The following is an 18825-nucleotide window of genomic DNA, read 5'->3' as shown; positions in this document are numbered from 1 at the left end:
CTCGTCATCGCCAGCGGGTGCGGATGGAGAGGGCGGCGAGGGCGGCGGCGCCGGCGGTCGAGGTGCGCAGCACCTCCGGGCCCAGCCGCACCGGACGGGCGCCGGCCGCATTGAGCGCGACCACCTCGCCGTCGCTGAGCCCGCCCTCGGGACCCACGACCACCGCGATCGACCCGGACGACGGCAGCTCGACGCGCGCCATCGGGTGGCGGGCCTGCTCGTGCAGCACCAGCGCCAGGTCGACGTCGGCCAGCGCGCCGCACACCTGGCGGGTGGTCAGCACGTCGGTGACCTCGGGCACCCGCGGACGGCGGGACTGCTTGCTGGCCGCCCGGGCCGCGGCACGCCACTTGGCGACCCCCTTGGCCGCCCGGTCCTCCCGCCAGCGGGTCACGCAGCGCGAGGCCGCCCACGGCACGATCCGGTCGACACCGAGCTCGGTGGCCAGCTCGACGGCCAGCGGGCCGCGCTCGCCCTTGGGCAGCGCCTGCACCAGCACCAGCTCCAGGGCCGGCGGCGGCACCTCGTGGCGGGCGGAGACCCGCACCTGCAGGCCCTGCGGCCCGGCGGCGACCACCTCCCCCTCGGTGACGGTGCCGCGGCCGTCGCCCACGCGCACCCGCTCGCCCGGCGTCAGCCGCAGCACGTCGACGGCGTGCCGGCCCTCGGCGCCGCCGACCAACAGGTCGGCGGTGTCGGGCAGCTCGTCGAGCAGGAACAGCGGGGCGCCGTCGAGCTCGGGCAGCCGGTCGTCGGCGGGGACGGTGCTCATGCGCGCTCCCCGCCGGCGCTCGTCGGCCGCGGCGACGCCCCGGGCAGGAGCGAGCTCACTTGAACAGCCGGGAGAAGAGCCCGCCGTGTCCCTCGGCACCGGCGGCGGCCGGGCGGTCCTCGCCGCGGAGCGACGCCAGCTCGCGCAGCAGCTTCTCCTGCTCGGCGTCCAGCCGGGTCGGCGTCTCGACCTCCACGTGCACCATCAGGTTGCCGCGGCCGGTGGCACGCAACCGCGGCGCCCCCTTGGCGCGCAGGGTCAGCACGCTGCCCGACTGGGTGCCCGGCCGGATGTCGACCTCCTCCTGCCCGTCGAGGGTGTCGAGGGTCAGGGTGGTGCCCAGCGCGGCGGCCGTCATCGGCAGGGTGACCCGGCAGTGCAGGTCCTCGCCGTCCCGGGTGAAGACGTCATGCGGCCGCTCGGCGATCTCCACGTACAGGTCGCCCGCGGGCCCGCCGCCGGGGCCGACCTCGCCGTGGCCGGTGAGCCGGATGCGCATGCCGTCCTCGACACCGGCCGGGACCTTGACCGGGATCGTCCGCCGGGCCCGCACCCGGCCGTCGCCGCCGCACTTGGGGCAGGGCTCGGGGATGACCTGGCCGGTGCCGGCGCAGGTCGGGCACGGGCGGGTGGCCACGACCTGGCCGAGGAAGGAGCGCTGCACGCTCTGCACCTCGCCGCGGCCCGAGCAGGTCACGCAGGTGGTCGGGTGGGTGCCGGGCGCGGTGCCGGCTCCGGTGCAGGAGTCGCAGAGGACGGCGGTGTCGACGGTGATGTCCTTGGTGGTCCCGAACACCGTCTCGTCGAGGTCGAGGTCGAGCCGGATGAGCGCGTCGCCGCCGGCGCGCACCCGGCTGCGCGGGCCGCGCGTGGTCGCCCCGCCGCCGAAGAAGGCATCCATGATGTCGCCGAGCCCGCCGAACCCCGCTCCGCCGAACCCGCCGGCCCCGGCGCCCGCGCCGTTGTCGAAGGGGTCGCCGCCGAGGTCGACGATGCGGCGCTTCTCCGGGTCGGTCAGCGCCTGGTAGGCGCGGCTGACCTCCTGGAAGCGCTCCTTGGCCCCGGGGTCGGGGTTGACGTCCGGGTGCAGGTCCCGGGCCAGCCGACGGTAGGCCTTCTTGATCTCGTTGTCGGAGGCTCCGCGGGCCAGGCCCAGCACGCCGTAGTAGTCGGTTGCCATCGAGAAGTCTCTTACCTCAGCTCTCGGCCAGGATCTGGCCGACGTAGCGGGCCACGGCGCGCACCGCGGCCATGTTGGTCGGGTAGTCCATGCGGGTCGGGCCGACGATGCCCAGCCCGCCGAGGGCGCGTTCCCCTGAGCCGTACCCCACGGAGACGACCGACGCGCCGGAGAGCGCCTCGTGGGCGTTCTCCTCGCCGATCCGCACGAGCACGGCGCCGCCGGTGTCCACCTCGCTGATCAACCGCAGGACGACGACCTGTTCTTCCAACGCCTCCAGCAGTGGTCGCAGGCTGCCGGGGAAGTCGACCGCGACCTGCGCGAGGTTCGCCGTCCCGCCGATGACGAGGCGATCCTCCCCCGGCTCCACGAGCGTCTCGACCAGGACCGCGCCGATCGCGGCGATCAGCCGGCGCAGGTTCGGCGGCGCGGTCTCCAGCAGGTCGGGCACCAGGCCGGCGGCGTCGGCGAGCTTGGCCCCGGCGAAGGTCTGATTGAGCAGCGCGCGCAGCTCGGCGACGTCGTCGCGGTCGACGTCCACCGGGCACTCGACCAGCCGCTGTTCCACCCGGCCGGTGTCGGTGATCAGCACCAGCAGCAGCCGGGCGGTGGCCACCTGCACCACCTCGAGGTGGCGGACGGCGCTGCGCAACAGCGTCGGGTACTGGACGACGGCGACCTGGTGGGTCAGCTGGGCCAGCAGCCGCACCGTCCGGCTGAGGATGTCGTGGAGGTCGACCGCGCCGTCCAGGAAGCGCTCGATCGCCCGCCGCTCCGCCACCGACAGCGGCTTGACCGCCGAGAGCCGGTCCACGAAGAGCCGGTAGCCCTTGTCGGTGGGGACCCGCCCGGCGCTGGTGTGCGGCTGGGTGATGTAGCCCTGCTCCTCGAGCACGGCCATGTCGTTGCGGATGGTGGCCGGCGAGACGCCGAGGTCGTGCCGTTCGGCGAGGGCCTTGCTGCCCACCGGGTCGTTGGTAGAGACGTAGTCCTGGACAATCGCCCGCAGGACCTGCAGGCGGCGCTCGTCGTGCGCCACGGTGACACCTCCCCGTACCGGTCGACGCGTCGGGCGGCGCTCCTCCCGGAGCCCCCGGCGCCCGGACGGCGGGTCGCGGGCGCTGGCACTCGCGCGGACAGAGTGCCAGATCAGCATACGTCGGGAGGCCGGTTCCGTCGTGGAGCCGACGAGGGCGGGCGGCGCCGTCGGCCGGGGACGGCCGATAGGGTGGGCCGCGGTCCAGTGCCCGCACCGGGCGGCGTAGAGCGGAGGTCGATCCCCTGATCTTTAAGGCGGTCCGGAACGGCCGGCCCTATCCCGACCACGGGCTGGCGACGCGGGACTGGGCGATGATCCCACCGCGGCAGATCCGGCTGGACACCCTCACCACCACCAAGCGCGAGCTGGCCCTGGACACCCTGCTCGCCGAGGACTCCACCTTCTACGGCGACCTGTTCCCGCACGCCGTCCAGTGGAAGGGCGAGCTCTACCTCGAGGACGGCCTGCACCGCGCGCTGCGGGCCGCGCTCCAGCAGCGCAACGTCATCCACGTGCGGGTGCTCGACCTCGACACGCTGGTCCCGGCCGAGCGGGTGGGCCCCCCGACCGCGACGATCTCCGTCCAGCCGCCGGTGCCGGACCCGCAGCAGTAGCAGGACCCCGTCCTCGGAAAGGACCCCGTCCTCCTCGGGAAGGACCCCCTTGCCCCCCGCCACTCGCAAGCTCGCGGCGGGACCCTGCAAGGGGGCCGGTCGGGCTCGCGGCGAGCCTCTGGACGGGGCCGGTCGGGCTCGGGGCGAGCCTGGGGACGGGGCCGTCGGGGCACGAGGGTCCTGTCTCACAGCCAGCCCTTGTCGGCCGCCACGCGGGCGGCCTCGACCCGGGTGCGCGCGCCGGTCTTGCCGATCGCCGAGGACAGGTAGTTGCGCACCGTCCCCTCGGAGAGGAACAGCCGGCGGGCGATGTCGGCCACGGTCGCGCCGTCGGCGGCCTCCCGCAGCACGTCGGCCTCCCGGGCCGACAGCGGCGTGGCGCCCAGCGCCAGCGCCGCGGCGGCGAGTTCCCGGTCGATCACCCGCTCCCCGGCGACGACGGCGCGGATGGCCTTGGCGAGCTCGGCGACCGGCGCGTCCTTGACCAGGAACCCGGCCGCGCCGACCTCCATGGCGCGGCGCAGGAAGCCCGGCCGCCCGAAAGTCGTGAGGACGACGGCGCGCACGGCGGGCAGCTGCGCGGCCAGCTCCCGCGCGGCCTCGATGCCGTCCCGGCCGGGCATCTCGATGTCGAGCAGCGCGACGTCGGGACGGTGCTCCCGCGCCGCCGCGAGCACCTCGTCGCCGCGGCCGACCTCCGCGACGACGGTGATGTCCTCCTCCAGCTCCAGCAGCGCCCGGAGCGCGCCGCGGACCATCGACTGGTCCTCGGCCACCAGCACGCGGATCACCGCGCCGCCCCGGCGGGCACCGGCGCGAGCGGCAGGACGGCGCGCAGCTCGTAGCCGCCGTTCCGCCCCGCGCCGCCCGTGAGGGACCCACCCAGCGCGCCCACCCGCTCGGCCAGGCCGGTCAGGCCGGAGCCGGGCCCGGTGTCGTCGGCCGGGCCGCGGCCGTCGTCGGCGACGGCGAGCACCGCCTCGGCGCCGTCCTCGGTGAGCGTGACGGTCACCGCGCGGGCGCCGCTGTGCCGCAGCACGTTCGTGGTCGCCTCGCGGACCACCCAGCCCAGCGCCGCGTCGACCGGGCCGGGCAGCGCCGGCACCCGCGTGGGCAGCCGGACGGCGATGCCGGCGCCCGACAGCGCCGCGCGGGCCTCTGCCAGCGCCTGGGCGCAGCTGACCTGCCGGTAGCCGCTGACCGCGTCGCGGACCTCGGCCAGCGCCCGGCGGGCGGCAATCTCGACGTCGGCCATCTCCGCCCTCGCCCGCGCCGGGTCGGTCTCGGCGAGCCGGCCGGCCAGCTCGCTCTTGAGCGCGATGAGCGACAGGCTGTGGCCGAGCAGGTCGTGCAGGTCGCGGGCGAAGCGCAGCCGCTCCTCGGCGACGGCGTTGCGCGCCAGCTCCTCGCGGGCTTCGGCCAGCTCGGCGTTCACCGAGACCAGGTGCCGGGTGCCGCGCAGCGCGAAGGCGGTGAGCAGGCACAGCACGGGCAGGATGAGCAGCCCGTAATCGCCGTGGACGACGAGCACCGCCGCGCAGACGGCGGCCGCGGCGACGACGGCCGGCCACACCCACCGTGTCGGCAGCGCCGCTGCCGACGCCGCCGACACGTAGATCAGCAGCCCCGCCCACGACGGGCCCAGCCAGACGGCCAGCGCGACGCCGAGCCCGGCGACGACGGCGAGCCGGCCGAGCACCGAGCCGCTCCAGCAGCGGTCGAAGGCGCGCCGGAACACGTCGAGGTATACGGCGGTGAAGACCAGCAGGCCGGCGCCGGCGACCAGCCGTACGGCGAGCGGCCGGTCGGTGGTGACCAGGTCGGCGACCGGGAAGAACTGGAACAGCAGCCAGGGCAGCGCCCAGCCGATGCGATACCAGCGGGGGCGGGGGTCCACGGCGCCCGACCGTAGCTCCATCAGCCCGCGACGGCGGTCAGCGGACGGCGCCGGGCCACGAGCACCGCGAGCCCGCCGAACACCGCGGCGAACCCGACCAGCGCGGCGACCGCGGGCACCGGTGGCAGCCCGCCCCCCGCCGCCGCCCGGCCGACCTCGGCGTACCAGTACGACGGCAGGCCGTGCGCCACCGCACGCAGGGCGGACGGGAACAGCTCGACCGGCACCCACAGCCCGCCGAGCGCGGCCAGCACGGTCCCGATGATGCCGACCGCCCCGCCCGCGGCCTTCTCCTCCAGCGCCCAGCCGAGCAGCAGGCCGAGCGCGACGAACACTGCCGACCCCAGCCACAGGACGCCGACCAGGCCGGCCCACTCGCCCGGCGCCAGCCGCACGCCGTTGACGAACCGGCCGGTCAGCGCGACGACGACCACCGGCGGGAGGGTCAGCAGCATGCCGACGGCGACGTCGACGGCGACCACCGAGGTCTGCGGCACCGGCGTCACCCGCAGCTGGCGCAGCCAGCCCGACGCCCGGTCGAAGGAGAGCCGGACGGTGGCGCCCAGGGCCGCCCCGATGGCGCCGTAGGACATCATCGCGACCATCGTGGCCGCGGCCTGCTCGGGGCTGACGCCGCCCGGCGTCCCGGCGAACACCCGCGTGAAGAACACCGTGAACAGCGCCGGCAGCAGCACGGTGAAGAAGAAGAACTGCCGGTTGCGGGCCACCCGGCGCAGCTGGAAGACGAGCAGCGGGCTCATCGCGCGCCTCCGACCAGCGACAGGACGGCGTCCTCGAGGCTGGCGCCGCGGACCTCGAGGTCGGCGAGCGCGACGCCGTCGGCGAGCAGCGCGCGCAGCGTGGCCTCGACGTCCGTGGTGGCCAGGGCGACCGTGCCGCCCAGCCGGGTCGCACCGGTGACACCGGGGACGCGGTCGAAGGTCGCCGCGCCGGGTGCGGTGAAGCGGACGGTGCGCCCGGCGACGGCCGATCGGACCGCGGCGGAGGGTCCGTCGGCGACCACCCGGCCGGCGGCCATGACCACGACCCGGTCGGCGACGGCGTCGGCCTCGTGGAGGTGGTGGGTGGCGAAGACGACGGTGGTGCCGCGGTCGGCGAGGTCGCGCATCGTCGTCCAGAAGGCGCGGCGGCCCTCGACGTCCATCGCCGAGGTGGGCTCGTCGAGCAGCAGCAGCGGCGGCTGACCGGCCAGCGCGAGCGCCAGCAGCACCCGCTGCCGCTGGCCGCCGGAGAGCGCGTCGACGTCGCGGCCGAGCAGCCCGCCGATGCCGGTGGTGGCGACCAGGTCGTCGAGCGGCCACGGGTCGGCGTAACTGCAGCGGACCAGGTGGAGCACCTCGCCGACGCGCGCCTCGCCGGGCAGGCCGCCGTGCTGGAGCATCGCGCCGACGCAGCCGGCCCGGACCGCGTCGCCCGGGGCGCGGCCGAGCACCTCGACGGTGCCGGCGTGGGGCCGCAGCAACCCCAGGACGGCGCTGACGGTGGAGGACTTGCCCGCGCCGTTGGGGCCCAGCAGCGCGACGGTCTCACCGCGGCCGATGCGCAGGTCGAGGCGGTCCACGGCGAGGACGCCACCGTGGCGGACCGTCAGGCCGCTGAGGGCGAGGGCGTCGGGAGGCACGGGACGAGCGTGCTGGTCAACGGCCCGTCGGCAGTAGTGCGGGACGTCGCGACCTGCGTCTGACATCTGTCAGCCGTCGTCCGGTCGTGGCGTGACGACACCATCTGACGTGTCGGGCCCAGTTGACATGTCGGACATGTCCGACGCATCCTTGCGGTGTGCCCGATGACAGCGTCTTCCTCGCGCTGGCGCACCCGGTACGTCGGCGGCTCCTGCAGCTCCTCGCCGGGGGACCACGGACAGCGGGCGACCTCGCCGAGCAGTTCGACCTGAGTCGCCCCGCGGTCGCCGAACACCTCTCCGTGCTGCGGCGGGCGGAACTGGTCCGCGACGTGCCGGTGGGGCGTCAGCGGCGCTACCACCTCACGGCCGAGCCGCTCGCCGAGGTCGAGGACTGGCTGCACCCGTTCGAGCACCTCTGGCGTGCGCGGCTGCGCTCGCTCGCCGACGTCGCCGAGGAGGACACGTGACCGGGACCGACGAGAGCGCCCGCACGGGCAGCATCGAAGTCGACCAGTACGTCGACGCCGACCCCGCCCGGGTGTGGCGGACCATCACCGAGCCGGAGTTGCTCGCTCGTTGGTGGGCGCCCGGGGACATCGCCCCGCACGTGGGTCACCGGTTCCACCTCGACATGCCCGGCTGGGGTGCGGTGCCTTGCGAGGTGCTCGAGGTGGTCGAGCCCGAGCGGCTCGTCCACACGTTCACCGCGACCTGGACGCTCACCTGGCGGCTCGTCCCGGAGGGCAGGGGGACACGGCTCCTGCTGCAGCACAGCGGCTTCGACCTCGCACGGAAGCGGGACCGCGACGCGCTCGACCGCATGGGCCCCGGCTGGCGGGACGTGGTCCTGCCGCGCCTGGCCGGGGTCGCGGCCGAGCCCGGGGCCTGACCCGGCACGGCGCCGCACCCGGGACGGCCCCGTCCAGAGGCTCACCGCGAGCCTGCGAGCGGTGAGAGGGACGGGGTCCTGCTACCCCGGGGAACGGCGGGATGGCGGCCACCTTTAGGGTCCCGCCCCGAGCCTGCGAGGCGTGGGGGGAAGGGTGGTCCTCTGTTAATCCGTGAGGTCGCGCACCAGGGCGTCGGCGAGCAGGCGGCCGCGGTCGGTGAGGACAGCGCGGCCGGCGGCGTGCGCACCCGGCTCGAGCAGCCCGCGGACCACGGCGTCGGCGGCGCGGGCCCGGCCCACCTCCGACAGCGCGGTCAGGGGCAGCCCCTCGCGCAGCCGCAGGCCCAGCATCACCGTCTCCAGCGCGCGATCGTCGTCGTCGAGCAGCTCGGTGTCCTGCACCGGGCTCTCTCCGCGCAGCAGCCGGCCGGCGTACGCGGCCGGGTGCTTGACGTTCCACCACCGCAGCCCGCCGACGTGACTGTGCGCGCCGGGTCCGACGCCCCACCAGTTCGCGTTGGCCCAGTAGAGCTCGTTGTGCCGGCAGCGGGCGGCCTCGCCGCGGGCCCAGTTGGAGACCTCGTACCAGTCGAACCCGGCGGCGTGCAGGGTCGCGTCGGCCTGCTCGTAGCGGTCGGCGAGCACGTCGTCGTCGGGCAGGGGCAGCTCCCCGCGGTCGATGCGGCGGGCCAGCCGGGTGCCGTCCTCGACGATGAGCGCGTAGGCGCTGACGTGGTCGACGGGAGCGGTGAGGACGGCGTCGAGCGAGGCGGCCCAGTCGGCGTCGGTCTCCCCCGGCGTCCCGTAGATCAGGTCCAGGTTGACGTGCTCGAACCCGGCCGCGCGGGCCTCGCGGGCCGCCTCGACGGCGCGGCCGGGGGTGTGCCGCCGGTCGAGGACGGCGAGCACGTGCTCGGCGGCGGACTGCATTCCGAGGCTGATCCGGGTGAACCCGGCCGCGCGCAGGGTGGCCAGGGACGCCGGCGTCACGGTCTCGGGGTTGGCCTCGGTGGTGACCTCGACGTCGTCCGCGACCGGGAACAGCTCGCGGACCGCGGCGAGCACGGCGGCGAGGTCGTCGGCGGCCAGCAGGGTGGGCGTGCCGCCGCCGACGAAGACGGTCGAGACCGTCGGCAGGTCCGGGCCGAGGGTCTCGGCGGCCTGGCGGAGCTCGGCGACCGCGGTGCCGGCGTACTCGGCGCGGCTGGCGCCGGGCCCCAGCTCGTCAGCGGTGTAGGTGTTGAAGTCGCAGTAGCCGCATCGGGTGGCGCAGAAGGGCACGTGGACGTACAGCCCGAAGGGCGTGCGGGCCAGCCCCTCGCGGGCGCGGTCGGGGAGCTGCAGGGTCCGGGGCGGGGCCTCGAGCAGCGGCAGGACGGTGTTCATCTGACCCCAGTGTGCCGCGCCGGGGAGGATGCCCGGCGGTGAGCGAGCTCGCGCATGGGCACGGTAGCGCCGCGAGTGCGGCCGACGAGCGCCGGCGAGGAGGGGCGGGGGGGCATCGCGGCGTTCCGCGGAAGCGCCCGGCCCGCCGGGTGCCCGCGGCCGACCGAGCTCCCCGGTCAGTCGCCCGCGAGCCGCAGGCCGCGCTCGGCCAGCTCCGCCCGCAGCAGCCGGACCGCCTTCGGGCCGACGCCGTGCAGGGCCAGCAGCTCCTCCTCCCGGCGCCGGGCGACCTCGGAGAGCCGGTCGACGCCGGCCGCGCGCAACGCGCCGAGTGCCGGACGGCCGATGGAGGCGGGGAGGTCGTCGTCGGTCACGTCAGCACGGACTCCGCCCCGGTGGAGGACTCACCTGTCTCGCCTGGCCGCATCGCCACCAGGGTCCCCGGACGCTCACCCCCTGCGTCCAGGTGGGAGCAACGCCCGAGCGTCCACGGGGGACCACGGAGCCCGGTTCGCGTCCTTGCCGCAGCCTCCCGGCGGGAGGACGCTCCGGGCATGACCGAGCCTGACGAGCGCGAGCGGTTCCGCCACCTCCCCGAGCCCGTGCGGCTCGAGGACACGGTCGAGGGTGTGGATACCTCCCCCGTCCCCGCGGCGGACTCCAGCGACGAGCGCGAGGTGCTCCTGCGCCAGGCCGGCGGCTGACGCTCGGTCAGACGTCGATCGAGTCCTGGCCGCGCTACTCATCGAGCGCCCGGCCACGCACCGGCGCCGCAGTCGAGCGCACCGGGTAGATGGTCTGCCGGTTGATGAGCGGAACCGTGAGGGGCTGCGGCTCAGACCTCCGACCAGACGCCGAGCTCGTTACCGCTCGTGTCCTGGAAGTGGAACCGTCGTCCACCGGGGAACCCGTAGGGACCGTTGACCACCCGGCCACCGGCGGACGTCACCGAGGCGAGGGTCTGGTCCAGATCGGCTGAGTACAGAAGGACCAGGGGGCCGCCCGGGCGCACCTCCGCGCCGAGCGCGAGGCCCCCGACCTCCGGTCCGGACCCGCCGGACCCGTCGCGAATCCCGGCGTACTGGCCCCCGTAGTCGTTGAACTCCCAGCCGAAGGCCTCGGCATAGAACCGCTGAGCCTCCGCGAGGTCGGTGACGGTGAGCTCGACGTAGTCGATGGCGTGGTGACGGTGCTCAAGAGGTTCGGCCATGCCCGACATCGTGCCCGGGGTGGGTGGCCCGAACGGGCGGGTTCGGTGCGCAGTCCGGGGTCGCTCGAGGGGACGCGTCAGCGCAGCCGTCGGGTGTCGTCGGGCAGCCGCTCGGTGACGCCGCGCGCGTCCAGCCACTCCATCAGCGGAACGGCGACCCGCCGGCTGGTCCCCCACGCCGAGCGGGCCTGGCTGAGCGTGAACGGCGCGGGGACGCCGGCCAGCCGGGCCCGCGCCTGCTCGGCCACCCCGGGCGCGAGGTACACCCCGTCGGCGATCTTCACCAGCTGCCCGTCGCGCACGGCCGCGGCCAGTTCCCGCGGGCCCAGCCCGGCGGCGCGCAGCTGGTCGGCGTCGGGCGCGGCGAACGGGTCGGCGGCCAGCGTCGCCCGGATCCGGTCGACCGCCTGCTGCACCCCGGCGGGCAGGCCGGCGGTCGCGACGACCACCCGGCCCTCGCGCAGGGCCAGCGGCTCGCGGACGACGGCCGGGACCAGCTCGTCGTCGGGCAGCTCCAGCGCCCGGCGGGCGACGGCCACCGGCGGACCGGGCTCGAGCGGGCGCAGCTGCCGGTAGCGAGCGACGATCCCGGGCAGCGCCGCCGCCAGCTCGCCGACCAGCCCGGGCGCGAGCAGCCACGGCCCGACCGCCGTCGCCCCCTCGGGCACCGGCCAGCCCATCGCGGCGAAGTCGGTGGCCCGGACGAACCGGCGGCGGGCCAGTTCGGCGGCGGCCCCGGCCGCACCGACGGGCCGGGCGGCCAGCTCCTCGGCGCGCCGGCGGGCGGCGCCGCGACGGCGCAGCTCGGGCGGGTCGACGTCCCGGACGTCGGCGCCGAACACGCGGCGGGCACCCGGGTCGCGCAGCAGCAGCCGGTCGCCGACCCGCAGCGGCAGCGGCGTGGCCAGCCGCAGCCGCACCGCCGTCCCCTCCAGCAGGCGCAGCCGCGCGCCGACCGCGGCCGACCCCACGTGCACCACGACCTCGGCGGGCAGCCGGTCCCCCGGCGCCCGGGCCAGGGTGACGTCCAGCTCGGCGGTGTCGCGGAACGCACTCGGCGTGAGCAGCGCGTCGCCGCGCGAGAGCTCCTCGACGGCGGTGCCGCGGAGGTTCAGCGCCACCCGTGCGGTGGCCTCGGCCCGCTCGACCGGCCGCCCGAGCGAGTGCACGCCGCGGACGCCCACCTCGCGATTGCTGAGCTGCAGCCGGTCGCCGGCGGCGACACGCCCCGCGGCGAGGGTGCCGGTGACCACCGTGCCGGCGCCCTTGACCGGGAAGGCGCGGTCGATCCACAGCCGCACCGGCGCGTCCCGGTCCGGCGCGGGCAGCCCGGCGAGCAGCGACTCCAGCGCGGCGACGACGTCCGGCACGCCTGCGCCGGTGGCGGCGCTGACCGCCACGCCGGGCACGTCGCCCATCGACGTGGCGGCCAGCCGCTCCCGCACGTCGGCGAGCACCGGCGCGGGGTCGGCGAGGTCGGCCTTGGTGACGGCGAGCAGCGCGTGCCGCACGCCGAGCGCGTCGAGGACGGCGACGTGCTCGGCGGTCTGCGCCGACCACCCGTCGTCCGCGGCGACCACGACCAGCGCGGCGGGCACCGAGCCGACGCCGGCCAGCATGTTGCCCACGAAGCGTTCGTGGCCGGGCACGTCCACGACCGCGAGGCGGCGGCCCGAGGGCAGCGTCGTCCAGGCGAAGCCGAGGTCGATGGTGAGCCCGCGGCGACGCTCCTCCTCCCACCGGTCGGGCTCCATGCCGGTGAGCGCGCGGACCAGCGTGGACTTGCCGTGGTCGACGTGCCCCGCGGTGGCGATCACGTCCACGCGCGCGCCACCTCCAGCACCGCGGCCGCCAGCGTCTCGTCGTCCTCGGTGCGCAAGCTGCGCAGGTCGAGCAGCGTGCGGTCGCCCGCGACGTACCCGACCACGGGAGGCGTGCCGGCGCGCAGCGGCACCGCGAACCCCGCCGGCAGCGACACCGCGGCGCTGGGCAGCGGGTGCTCCGGCGCCCCTCCCCCGCCGACGCGGGCAGCGGACTCCACCGCGACCGCGTCCAGCCCGGCGGCGACCAGCCGGGCGGCGAGCGCGGCGGCCCGGCGGCGCAGCCCGTCGACGTCGGCGGCGAGCATCTGCTGCACCGGCGGCTGCGGGCCGCGCAGCGTCGCCTCCAGCGCGGCCAGCGTCGTCTTGTCCACCCGGAACGCGCGGTAGAGCGGGTGCCGCCGTAGCCGCTGCACCAGGTCGGCGCGGCCGAGCACGATCCCGGCCTGCGGCCCGCCGAGCAGCTTGTCGCCGCTGGCCAGCACCAGGTCGGCGCCGTCGGCGAGGGTGGTCTGCAGGTCCGGCTCGTCGGGCAGCACCGGGTGCGGCCGCAGCAGGCCGGAGCCGACGTCGGCGACGAGGGGGACGCCGCTGCCGGCCAGCCCCGCGGCGAGCTCGGCCACCGGCACCGCCCGGGTGAACCCGCGGACGACGAAGTTCGACGGGTGCACCTTGAGCACCGCGCCGGTGCGCTCGCCGAGGGCACCCAGGTAGTCATCGAGCGCGACGCGGTTCGTCGTCCCCACCTCGCGGAGCCGCGCGCCGGTGGCCTCGAGCAGCTCGGGGATGCGGAAGCCGTCGCCGATCTCGACCAGCTCGCCGCGGGCGACGACGAGCTCGCCGCCGAGCGCGGTGGCCACCAGCGCCAGCGCGGCGGCGCAGTTGTTGACCACGAGCGCGGCCTCCGCGGCCGGGACGGCGTCGACCAGCGCGGCCAGCGCCGCCTCACCCCGGGGCCCGCGCCGGCCGGTGGTCAGGTCCAGCTCGACGTCGGTGGTGCCGCTGGCCGCGACGACCGCCTCGACGGCGGCCGGCGACAGCGGCGCGCGGCCCAGGTTGGTGTGCACGAGGACGCCGGTGGCGTTGAGCACCGGGCGCAGGCTGCCCGCCGTCGTCGGCAGCGCGGTCAGGACGGCGGGCACGGCGTCGGCGGGGGCGAGCGCGCCGGTGCGGACGCGCTGCTGGACGTCCTGGACCGCGGCCTTGACCAGGTCGCGGCCCAGCCGGTCGGCGGCGGCGGCCAGCTGCGGGTCGGCCAGCAGCGTGTCGGTGCGCGGCACCTGCCGCCGCGGGTCGTCGCTCATCGCTGTCGCAGCGTAAGCGCCGACCCGCGGGCGGGCGGAGCTGGCGGAGGCGGACGGGAATCGAACCCGCCTGACCGAGGTGCTCGGCCACGTCGGCTTTAGAGGCCGCGGGGGCCACCAGGCGCCCTGACGCCTCCGCCGCAGAGCCTACGGTGGCTCCGTGACGACCGCGCCCGCACGCACCCGGCTCACCCAGTACGCGCACGGCGGCGGCTGTGCCTGCAAGATCCCGCCCGGCGAGCTGGAGGTCGTGGTGGCCGGCCTGACCGCGGCCGGCCCGGCCGACCCGGCCGCGGAGCTGGTCGTCGGCCTCGACGACGGCGACGACGCGGCCGTCGTCCGCATCGCGGGCGGGCAGGGGCTGGTGCTGACCACCGACTTCTTCACCCCGGTCGTCGACGACGCGTACACCTTCGGCCGGATCGCGGCGACCAACGCGCTCTCCGACGTGTACGCGATGGGCGGCACGCCGGTCGTCGCGGTGAACCTGCTCGGCTGGCCGCGCGACGTGCTGCCCGCCGAGCTCGCCGCGGAGGTGCTGCGGGGCGGGCTGGAGGCCGCGCAGGAGGCCGGCTGCCACGTCGGCGGCGGGCACTCCATCGACGACCCCGAGCCCAAGTACGGCATGGCGGTGACCGGCGTCGTGGACGTCGACCGGGTGATCACCAACTCGGCCGCGGTCGCCGGGACGCCGCTGTCGCTGACCAAGCCGCTGGGGATCGGCGTGCTGAACAACCGGATGAAGGCGACCGGCGAGGTGTCGGAGGAGGCGGTCGCCGCGATGACGACGCTCAACCGTGACGCCGGCCGGGCCGCGGTGGCCGCCGGGATCCGCGCCGGCACCGACGTCACCGGCTTCGGCCTGCTCGGCCACCTCTACAAGATGGCCCGGGCCAGCGGGGTCACCGCGATCGTCGACGCCGCGGCCGTCCCGTACCTGACCGGGGCCCGGGAGGCGCTGGCCGAGGGGTTCGTCTCCGGTGGCACCCGGCGCAACCTCGACTGGGTGCGGCCGCACACCGACCTGTCGGCCGTCTCCGAGGACGAGGCGCTGCTTCTGGCCGATGCGCAGACCTCCGGTGGGTTGCTGCTGGGCGGCGAGGTGCCCGGCGCCCCCGTGATCGGCGAGTTCGTCCCGCGCGGGGAGCACGTCGTCATCGTCCGCTGACAGCCTCGGTCTAGGGTGCCGCCGAGTGGGCAGTTGCGGTCGTCCCGCCCGGCGTGTGCGTGCGTGTCGCCGACGGCAACTGCTCACTCGGCCGACGCAGCGGTCTCAGCCGACCACTCATCCCCGGTACGCGGTGGTCAGCCAGGCGGCCGCACCGAGCAGGACCCCGTCCGGTGTCGCGTGCTCGACCAGGGCGGCCCGCAGCTCGTCGAGCGCGGCTCGCCGGACGTCGTCGTCGAGCCCGCCGAGGAGGCCCCGGGTCATGCCCAGGCCGGCGACGAAGTCGAACGCGTCCTCGGCGTCGGCCCCCAGCCGGACCACCCCCGGCACCTCGGTGACGTGGACCGACGCGAACCCCGCGGCGGCCAGGACCCCGCGCACGCGGTCGGGGTCGGACAGGCCGAACGGTCCGGGCGCGTCCCCCGGCGGCTCGGGCAGCAGGCGGCCGGCCGCGAGGGTGCGGCGGAGCACGAGCAGCCACTCGTTGCGGGCCAGCGGCTGCCACGACAACACGGCCAGCCGCCCGCCGGGGCGCAGGGCCCGGGCGAGGTTGGTGAACGCCGCGACCGGGTCGCCGAAGAACATTCCGCCGAACCGGCTGACGGCGACGTCGAACGACGCGGACTCGAAGGGGTGCACCTGGGCGTCGCCCCGGACGAACGTCGTGTTGGTCAGCCCCGCGGCCGCGCTGCGCCGACGGGCCTCGGCCAGCAGCGGGGCGGACAGGTCGATGCCGGTCGCGTGCCCGTCGACCGCCACCCGCGCGGCGGCCCGGGTCGAGACGCCGGCGCCGCAGCCCACGTCGAGCACCCGGTCGGCCGCGCCGACGGCCGCGGCGTCGAGCAGCGCCGGGTCGAAGGCTGCTGAGGCCGCGTCGAAGCGGTCGGCCCGCGCCGCCCAGTCCTCCCCCTCCTCACCGTTCCAGGCGCTCGCCATCTCGGCGTTGAGCGCGTCGACGAGCGGGGGCTGCGGCTGTGTCGGCACGGTCATCGCCGTCTCCCATCAGCGGGGCCCAGGGCCTGCGATCGTCCCGGACGGCGGCGCCGCTGCCCACCCCGTCGGTCGCGGCTGGACAGGGCGCAGTGCCATAGTCCGGGCATGCTCGCTGCCTTCGTCTCGACGCCCGCCCCGAAGGACCCGCTCTCCGTGCTGGAGGTCGGTGAGCGCCCCGAGCCGGAGGTGCCCGACGGCTGGACGACGGTGCAGGTCAAGGCCGTCTCGCTGAACCACCACGACCTGTTCAGCCTGCGCGGGGTCGGCCTGCCGCAGGAGCGGATGCCGATGATCCTGGGCACCGACGCGGCCGGGCTCGACGAGGACGGCAACGAGGTCGTCGTCCACGGCGTCGTCGCGACCCCGGACTGGATCGGGGACGAGACGCTCGACCCCAAGCGCACGCTCTTCTCGGAGCTGCACCAGGGCACGATGGCCGAGCGGGTCGCCGTCCCCCGGCGCAACGTGCTGCCCAAGCCGGCCGAGCTGTCCTTCGCGGAGGCCGCGTGCCTGCCCACCGCCTGGCTGACCGCCTACCGGATGCTGTTCGTGAAATCCGGGCTGCGGCCCGGCCAGACCGTGCTGGTGCAGGGCGCCAGCGGCGGCGTCGCCACCGCGCTGGTCGCGCTCGGCAAGGCCGCCGGCTTCCGGGTGTGGGTGACCGGCCGCAGCGAGGAGAAGCGGCAGGCGGCCCTCGAGCTCGGTGCGGACCAGGCGTTCGAGACCGGTGCCCGGCTGCCCGAGCGGGTGGACGGCGTCATGGAGACCGTCGGCGAGGCGACCTGGAGCCACAGCGTCAAGTCGCTCAAGCCCGGCGGCGTGATCGTCATCTCCGGCGCGACCACCGGCGCCAACCCCGGCGCCGAGCTGAACCGGGTCTTCTTCACCCAGCTGTCGGTCATCGGCTCGACCATGGGCACCCGCGACGAGCTGGAGGCGCTCGTGCGGATGTGCACGGCCACCGGCGTCCGCCCGGTCATCGACGTCGAGCTGCCGCTGCAGCAGGCGCGCGAGGGCTTCGAGCGGATGCTCGAGGGCCGGACGGCGGGGAAGATCGTCTTCACGCTGTGAGTGGCGCGCCCCGCGGCAGCGGTCCGGGAAGCACCGGGAGTCCGGTCGACCGGGTGGTCGCCGCTCTCCGCGAGGCCGGGGTGGACGCCGAGGTGCGCCGCCTCGGCCAGTCCGTCCCGACGGCGGCCGCCGCGGCCGAGGCGCTCGGCTGCGCGGTGGGCGCCATCGCCAACAGCCTCGTGTTCGACGCCGACGGCGCCCCGCTGCTGGTGCTGGCCAGCGGCGCGCACCGCGTGGACACCGCGAAGGTCGCGGCCTTGGTCGGCGCGCAGCGGGTGCGGCGGGCCACGCCGGAGTTCGTCCTCGCGGCGACCGGCCAGGAGGTCGGCGGGGTGGCCCCGACCGGCCACCCCGCCCCGCTGCGCGCCCTGGTCGACGTCGACCTCGCGCCGCACCCACTCCTCTGGGCCGGCGGCGGCGACCACCACACGATGTTCTCGCTCACCTACGCCGACCTGCTGCGGCTGACCGGCGGCGACGAGGCAGCCGTGGCCTGAGGAAGCCCACCCCTCGTACGGCTACCCCTCTGCCCACTCGCACCTCGCGTCAACGACAGTTGACAACACTCGTCGCGTCAACCACAGTTGACGGCATGGCCGACACAGCACAGGTGGCCTCCGCCGCCAGCAGCCGCGACCCCGCGGTCGGACTGCGGGCGGTCCGCGCGCTGCGGACCCTCGTCGAGCGGCTGGAGGCCCTGCAGGTGGGCAACGCCCGCGACCAGGGCTGGACCTGGGAGCAGATCGCCCAACTGCTCGGCGTCACGAGGCAGGCGGTGCACAAGAAGCACGCAGGCGGCCGCGGGCCGCTCCGGCGGAAGGACTGACCGTGTTCGAACGCTTCACCCCGGACGCCCGCGAGGTCGTCGTCCTGGCCCAGGAGGAGGCGCGCGCCCTCCGGCACGACGCCATCGGCAGCGAGCACCTGCTGCTCTCGCTGCTCCGACTGGACACGCCGACGACCGCCGTCCTCCGCCGGCACGGGCTCGACCACGACGCGGTCGCCCAGGCCGTGGCCGCCCGCGCCGGCGGCGAGGACCTCGACGGCGAGGCGCTGCGCACGCTGGGCATTGACCTGGACGCCGTCCGGGACGTCGCCGAGGCGACCTTCGGTCCCGGCGCCCTGGACGCGCCCGGCCGCTGGCGCCGGCGCGGCAGCCCCGCGCACATCCCGTTCACGGCCGGCGCCAAGAAGGTCCTCGAACTGTCGCTGCGCGAGGCGCTGGCGATGCGGTCGCGCTCCATCTCCGACGGGCACATCGCCCTGGGCCTGCTGCGCGGTGGCGGCACGGGGCTGTCCCTGCTGCGCGAGCGCGGCGTGGACCCCGAGGCGCTGCGCACCGACCTCGGCCGGTCGGCGGCCGCCTGAAGCAGGACCCTCCTGCAGGGCCCTGTCACCCTCCGGTGGGACGGTGCCGCCGTGGAGATCCTCTTCGTCGCCAGCATCAGCGTCATCGCACCCGACCCGGTGGAGAGCCGGCGGCTGTACGTGGACGCCCTCGGGCTGCCGCTCGAGCGCCTCGAGGGCGAGTACTACGCCAGCGAGCACATCGGCGGCAGCAAGCACTTCGGCGTGTGGCCGCTCGCCGAGGCGGCGGTCGCCTGCTTCGGGGAGCGCACCTGGCCGGCCGGCCACCCGGTGCCGCAGGCCAGCATTGAATTCGAGCTCGCCGACCCCGCTGCGGTCGCCGACGGCGCGGCGGAACTGGCGGCCGCCGGCCACCGGCTGCTGCACGGGGCGCGGACCGAACCGTGGGGCCAGACGGTCGCCCGGCTGCAGTCCTCCGAGGGGCTCGTCGTGGGACTGTCCTTCGCGCCGTGGCTGCACTGAACAGCCC

23 protein-coding genes and 1 tRNA gene are annotated in these 18825 nt (G+C 76.2%); 10 read left to right on the top strand and 14 right to left on the bottom strand.

What is annotated here, in order from left to right; translation table 11 throughout:
- Nucleotides 1-4: 4 nt before the first annotated feature.
- The 3 genes from BLW63_RS20455 to hrcA are packed head-to-tail and all read right to left on the bottom strand — an operon-like array spanning nt 5 to nt 2991.
- Nucleotides 5-772 carry a 16S rRNA (uracil(1498)-N(3))-methyltransferase gene (locus BLW63_RS20455; protein ID WP_091160470.1) on the bottom strand — a complete coding sequence of 256 codons (768 nt, stop codon included), beginning with the start codon at nt 770-772 and terminating at the stop codon, nt 5-7.
- A gap of 55 nt (nt 773-827) precedes the next feature.
- Nucleotides 828-1952, bottom strand: coding sequence for a molecular chaperone DnaJ (dnaJ, locus tag BLW63_RS20450; protein ID WP_091160468.1), 1125 nt, complete (start codon nt 1950-1952; stop codon nt 828-830).
- Nucleotides 1953-1968: 16 nt separating this feature from the next.
- Complete coding sequence (gene hrcA, locus BLW63_RS20445; protein WP_091160465.1) at nt 1969-2991, bottom strand: heat-inducible transcriptional repressor HrcA; 1023 nt, start codon at nt 2989-2991, stop codon at nt 1969-1971.
- A gap of 242 nt (nt 2992-3233) precedes the next feature.
- Here hrcA and BLW63_RS20440 point away from each other — a divergent pair, with 242 nt between their 5' ends.
- Complete coding sequence (locus tag BLW63_RS20440) at nt 3234-3605, top strand: type II toxin-antitoxin system VapB family antitoxin (protein ID WP_091160463.1); 372 nt, start codon at nt 3234-3236, stop codon at nt 3603-3605.
- A gap of 185 nt (nt 3606-3790) precedes the next feature.
- On the opposite strand, the gene BLW63_RS20435 is transcribed toward BLW63_RS20440, so the two are convergent.
- The 4 genes from BLW63_RS20435 to BLW63_RS20420 are packed head-to-tail and all read right to left on the bottom strand — an operon-like array spanning nt 3791 to nt 7144.
- Nucleotides 3791-4396: a response regulator transcription factor gene (locus BLW63_RS20435; RefSeq protein ID WP_091160460.1), complete on the bottom strand. Its 606-nt coding sequence runs from the start codon at nt 4394-4396 to the stop codon at nt 3791-3793.
- Entirely contained in the window at nt 4393-5502 is a 1110-nt protein-coding gene (locus tag BLW63_RS20430; protein WP_091160458.1) for a sensor histidine kinase, read from the bottom strand. Before BLW63_RS20430 ends, BLW63_RS20435 begins: the two co-directional genes overlap by 4 nt.
- A 20-nt stretch (nt 5503-5522) precedes the next feature.
- Nucleotides 5523-6263, bottom strand: a complete 741-nt coding sequence (locus tag BLW63_RS20425; RefSeq protein WP_091160455.1) for an ABC transporter permease — start codon at nt 6261-6263, stop codon at nt 5523-5525.
- A complete protein-coding gene (locus tag BLW63_RS20420; RefSeq protein ID WP_091160453.1) occupies nt 6260-7144 on the bottom strand; it encodes an ABC transporter ATP-binding protein in 885 nt (294 codons plus the stop codon). Before BLW63_RS20420 ends, BLW63_RS20425 begins: the two co-directional genes overlap by 4 nt.
- Before the next feature lie 158 nt (nt 7145-7302).
- Here BLW63_RS20420 and BLW63_RS20415 point away from each other — a divergent pair, with 158 nt between their 5' ends.
- Together BLW63_RS20415 and BLW63_RS20410 are read left to right on the top strand one after the other, a co-directional pair.
- The gene (locus BLW63_RS20415) at nt 7303-7614 is read left to right on the top strand and encodes an ArsR/SmtB family transcription factor (RefSeq protein ID WP_091160451.1); all 312 of its coding nucleotides are present in this window, start codon (nt 7303-7305) and stop codon (nt 7612-7614) included.
- Nucleotides 7611-8036: an SRPBCC family protein gene (locus tag BLW63_RS20410; RefSeq protein ID WP_091160449.1), complete on the top strand. Its 426-nt coding sequence runs from the start codon at nt 7611-7613 to the stop codon at nt 8034-8036. Before BLW63_RS20415 ends, BLW63_RS20410 begins: the two co-directional genes overlap by 4 nt.
- A 165-nt stretch (nt 8037-8201) precedes the next feature.
- On the opposite strand, the gene hemW is transcribed toward BLW63_RS20410, so the two are convergent.
- Together hemW and BLW63_RS20400 are read right to left on the bottom strand one after the other, a co-directional pair.
- Nucleotides 8202-9422 carry a radical SAM family heme chaperone HemW gene (gene hemW / locus BLW63_RS20405; RefSeq protein ID WP_091160447.1) on the bottom strand — a complete coding sequence of 407 codons (1221 nt, stop codon included), beginning with the start codon at nt 9420-9422 and terminating at the stop codon, nt 8202-8204.
- Nucleotides 9423-9598: 176 nt separating this feature from the next.
- On the bottom strand, nt 9599-9796 hold the full coding sequence (locus BLW63_RS20400) for a helix-hairpin-helix domain-containing protein (protein ID WP_091160444.1): 198 nt from the start codon (nt 9794-9796) through the stop codon (nt 9599-9601).
- A gap of 180 nt (nt 9797-9976) precedes the next feature.
- Between BLW63_RS20400 and BLW63_RS27035 the strand changes: the two genes are divergently transcribed.
- Nucleotides 9977-10126: a hypothetical protein gene (locus tag BLW63_RS27035; RefSeq protein WP_170856885.1), complete on the top strand. Its 150-nt coding sequence runs from the start codon at nt 9977-9979 to the stop codon at nt 10124-10126.
- 131 nt (nt 10127-10257) lie between these two features.
- On the opposite strand, the gene BLW63_RS20395 is transcribed toward BLW63_RS27035, so the two are convergent.
- The 4 genes from BLW63_RS20395 to BLW63_RS27030 form a co-directional block, all read right to left on the bottom strand.
- Entirely contained in the window at nt 10258-10632 is a 375-nt protein-coding gene (locus BLW63_RS20395) for a VOC family protein (RefSeq protein ID WP_091160441.1), read from the bottom strand.
- A gap of 77 nt (nt 10633-10709) precedes the next feature.
- On the bottom strand, nt 10710-12455 hold the full coding sequence (gene selB, locus BLW63_RS20390; RefSeq protein ID WP_091160439.1) for a selenocysteine-specific translation elongation factor: 1746 nt from the start codon (nt 12453-12455) through the stop codon (nt 10710-10712).
- Nucleotides 12446-13756 carry an L-seryl-tRNA(Sec) selenium transferase gene (gene selA, locus BLW63_RS20385; RefSeq protein WP_091160437.1) on the bottom strand — a complete coding sequence of 437 codons (1311 nt, stop codon included), beginning with the start codon at nt 13754-13756 and terminating at the stop codon, nt 12446-12448. The genes selB and selA overlap by 10 nt, the downstream gene beginning before the upstream one ends.
- A 41-nt stretch (nt 13757-13797) precedes the next feature.
- A tRNA-OTHER gene (locus tag BLW63_RS27030) sits at nt 13798-13893 on the bottom strand.
- Nucleotides 13894-13916: 23 nt separating this feature from the next.
- Here BLW63_RS27030 and selD point away from each other — a divergent pair.
- Complete coding sequence (selD, locus tag BLW63_RS20380) at nt 13917-14924, top strand: selenide, water dikinase SelD (RefSeq protein ID WP_091160434.1); 1008 nt, start codon at nt 13917-13919, stop codon at nt 14922-14924.
- A 117-nt stretch (nt 14925-15041) separates the two neighbouring features.
- On the opposite strand, the gene BLW63_RS20375 is transcribed toward selD, so the two are convergent.
- The gene (locus tag BLW63_RS20375) at nt 15042-15914 is read right to left on the bottom strand and encodes a class I SAM-dependent methyltransferase (protein ID WP_091160432.1); all 873 of its coding nucleotides are present in this window, start codon (nt 15912-15914) and stop codon (nt 15042-15044) included.
- Between the two features lie 108 nt (nt 15915-16022).
- Between BLW63_RS20375 and BLW63_RS20370 the strand changes: the two genes are divergently transcribed.
- From BLW63_RS20370 to BLW63_RS20350, 5 genes are all read left to right on the top strand, one after another.
- Nucleotides 16023-16988: a zinc-binding dehydrogenase gene (locus BLW63_RS20370; RefSeq protein ID WP_091160430.1), complete on the top strand. Its 966-nt coding sequence runs from the start codon at nt 16023-16025 to the stop codon at nt 16986-16988.
- A 53-nt stretch (nt 16989-17041) separates the two neighbouring features.
- Complete coding sequence (locus BLW63_RS20365) at nt 17042-17485, top strand: YbaK/EbsC family protein (RefSeq protein WP_211517205.1); 444 nt, start codon at nt 17042-17044, stop codon at nt 17483-17485.
- A gap of 95 nt (nt 17486-17580) precedes the next feature.
- Nucleotides 17581-17814 (top strand): helix-turn-helix domain-containing protein, encoded by a 234-nt coding sequence (locus BLW63_RS20360; RefSeq protein WP_091160424.1) that lies wholly within the window; start codon nt 17581-17583, stop codon nt 17812-17814.
- A 2-nt stretch (nt 17815-17816) separates the two neighbouring features.
- Nucleotides 17817-18356 (top strand): Clp protease N-terminal domain-containing protein, encoded by a 540-nt coding sequence (locus BLW63_RS20355; RefSeq protein WP_091160422.1) that lies wholly within the window; start codon nt 17817-17819, stop codon nt 18354-18356.
- 51 nt (nt 18357-18407) lie between these two features.
- Complete coding sequence (locus tag BLW63_RS20350; protein WP_091160419.1) at nt 18408-18818, top strand: glyoxalase; 411 nt, start codon at nt 18408-18410, stop codon at nt 18816-18818.
- The last annotated feature ends 7 nt before the right edge of the window (nt 18819-18825 follow it).

This window comes from Geodermatophilus africanus, assembly GCF_900107105.1.
In the GTDB taxonomy this organism is placed as follows: Bacteria; Actinomycetota; Actinomycetes; order Mycobacteriales; family Geodermatophilaceae; genus Geodermatophilus; species Geodermatophilus africanus.
The sequence above is the reverse complement of the archived record's forward strand: the minus strand, read 5'-3'. Positions and strand labels throughout refer to the sequence as shown.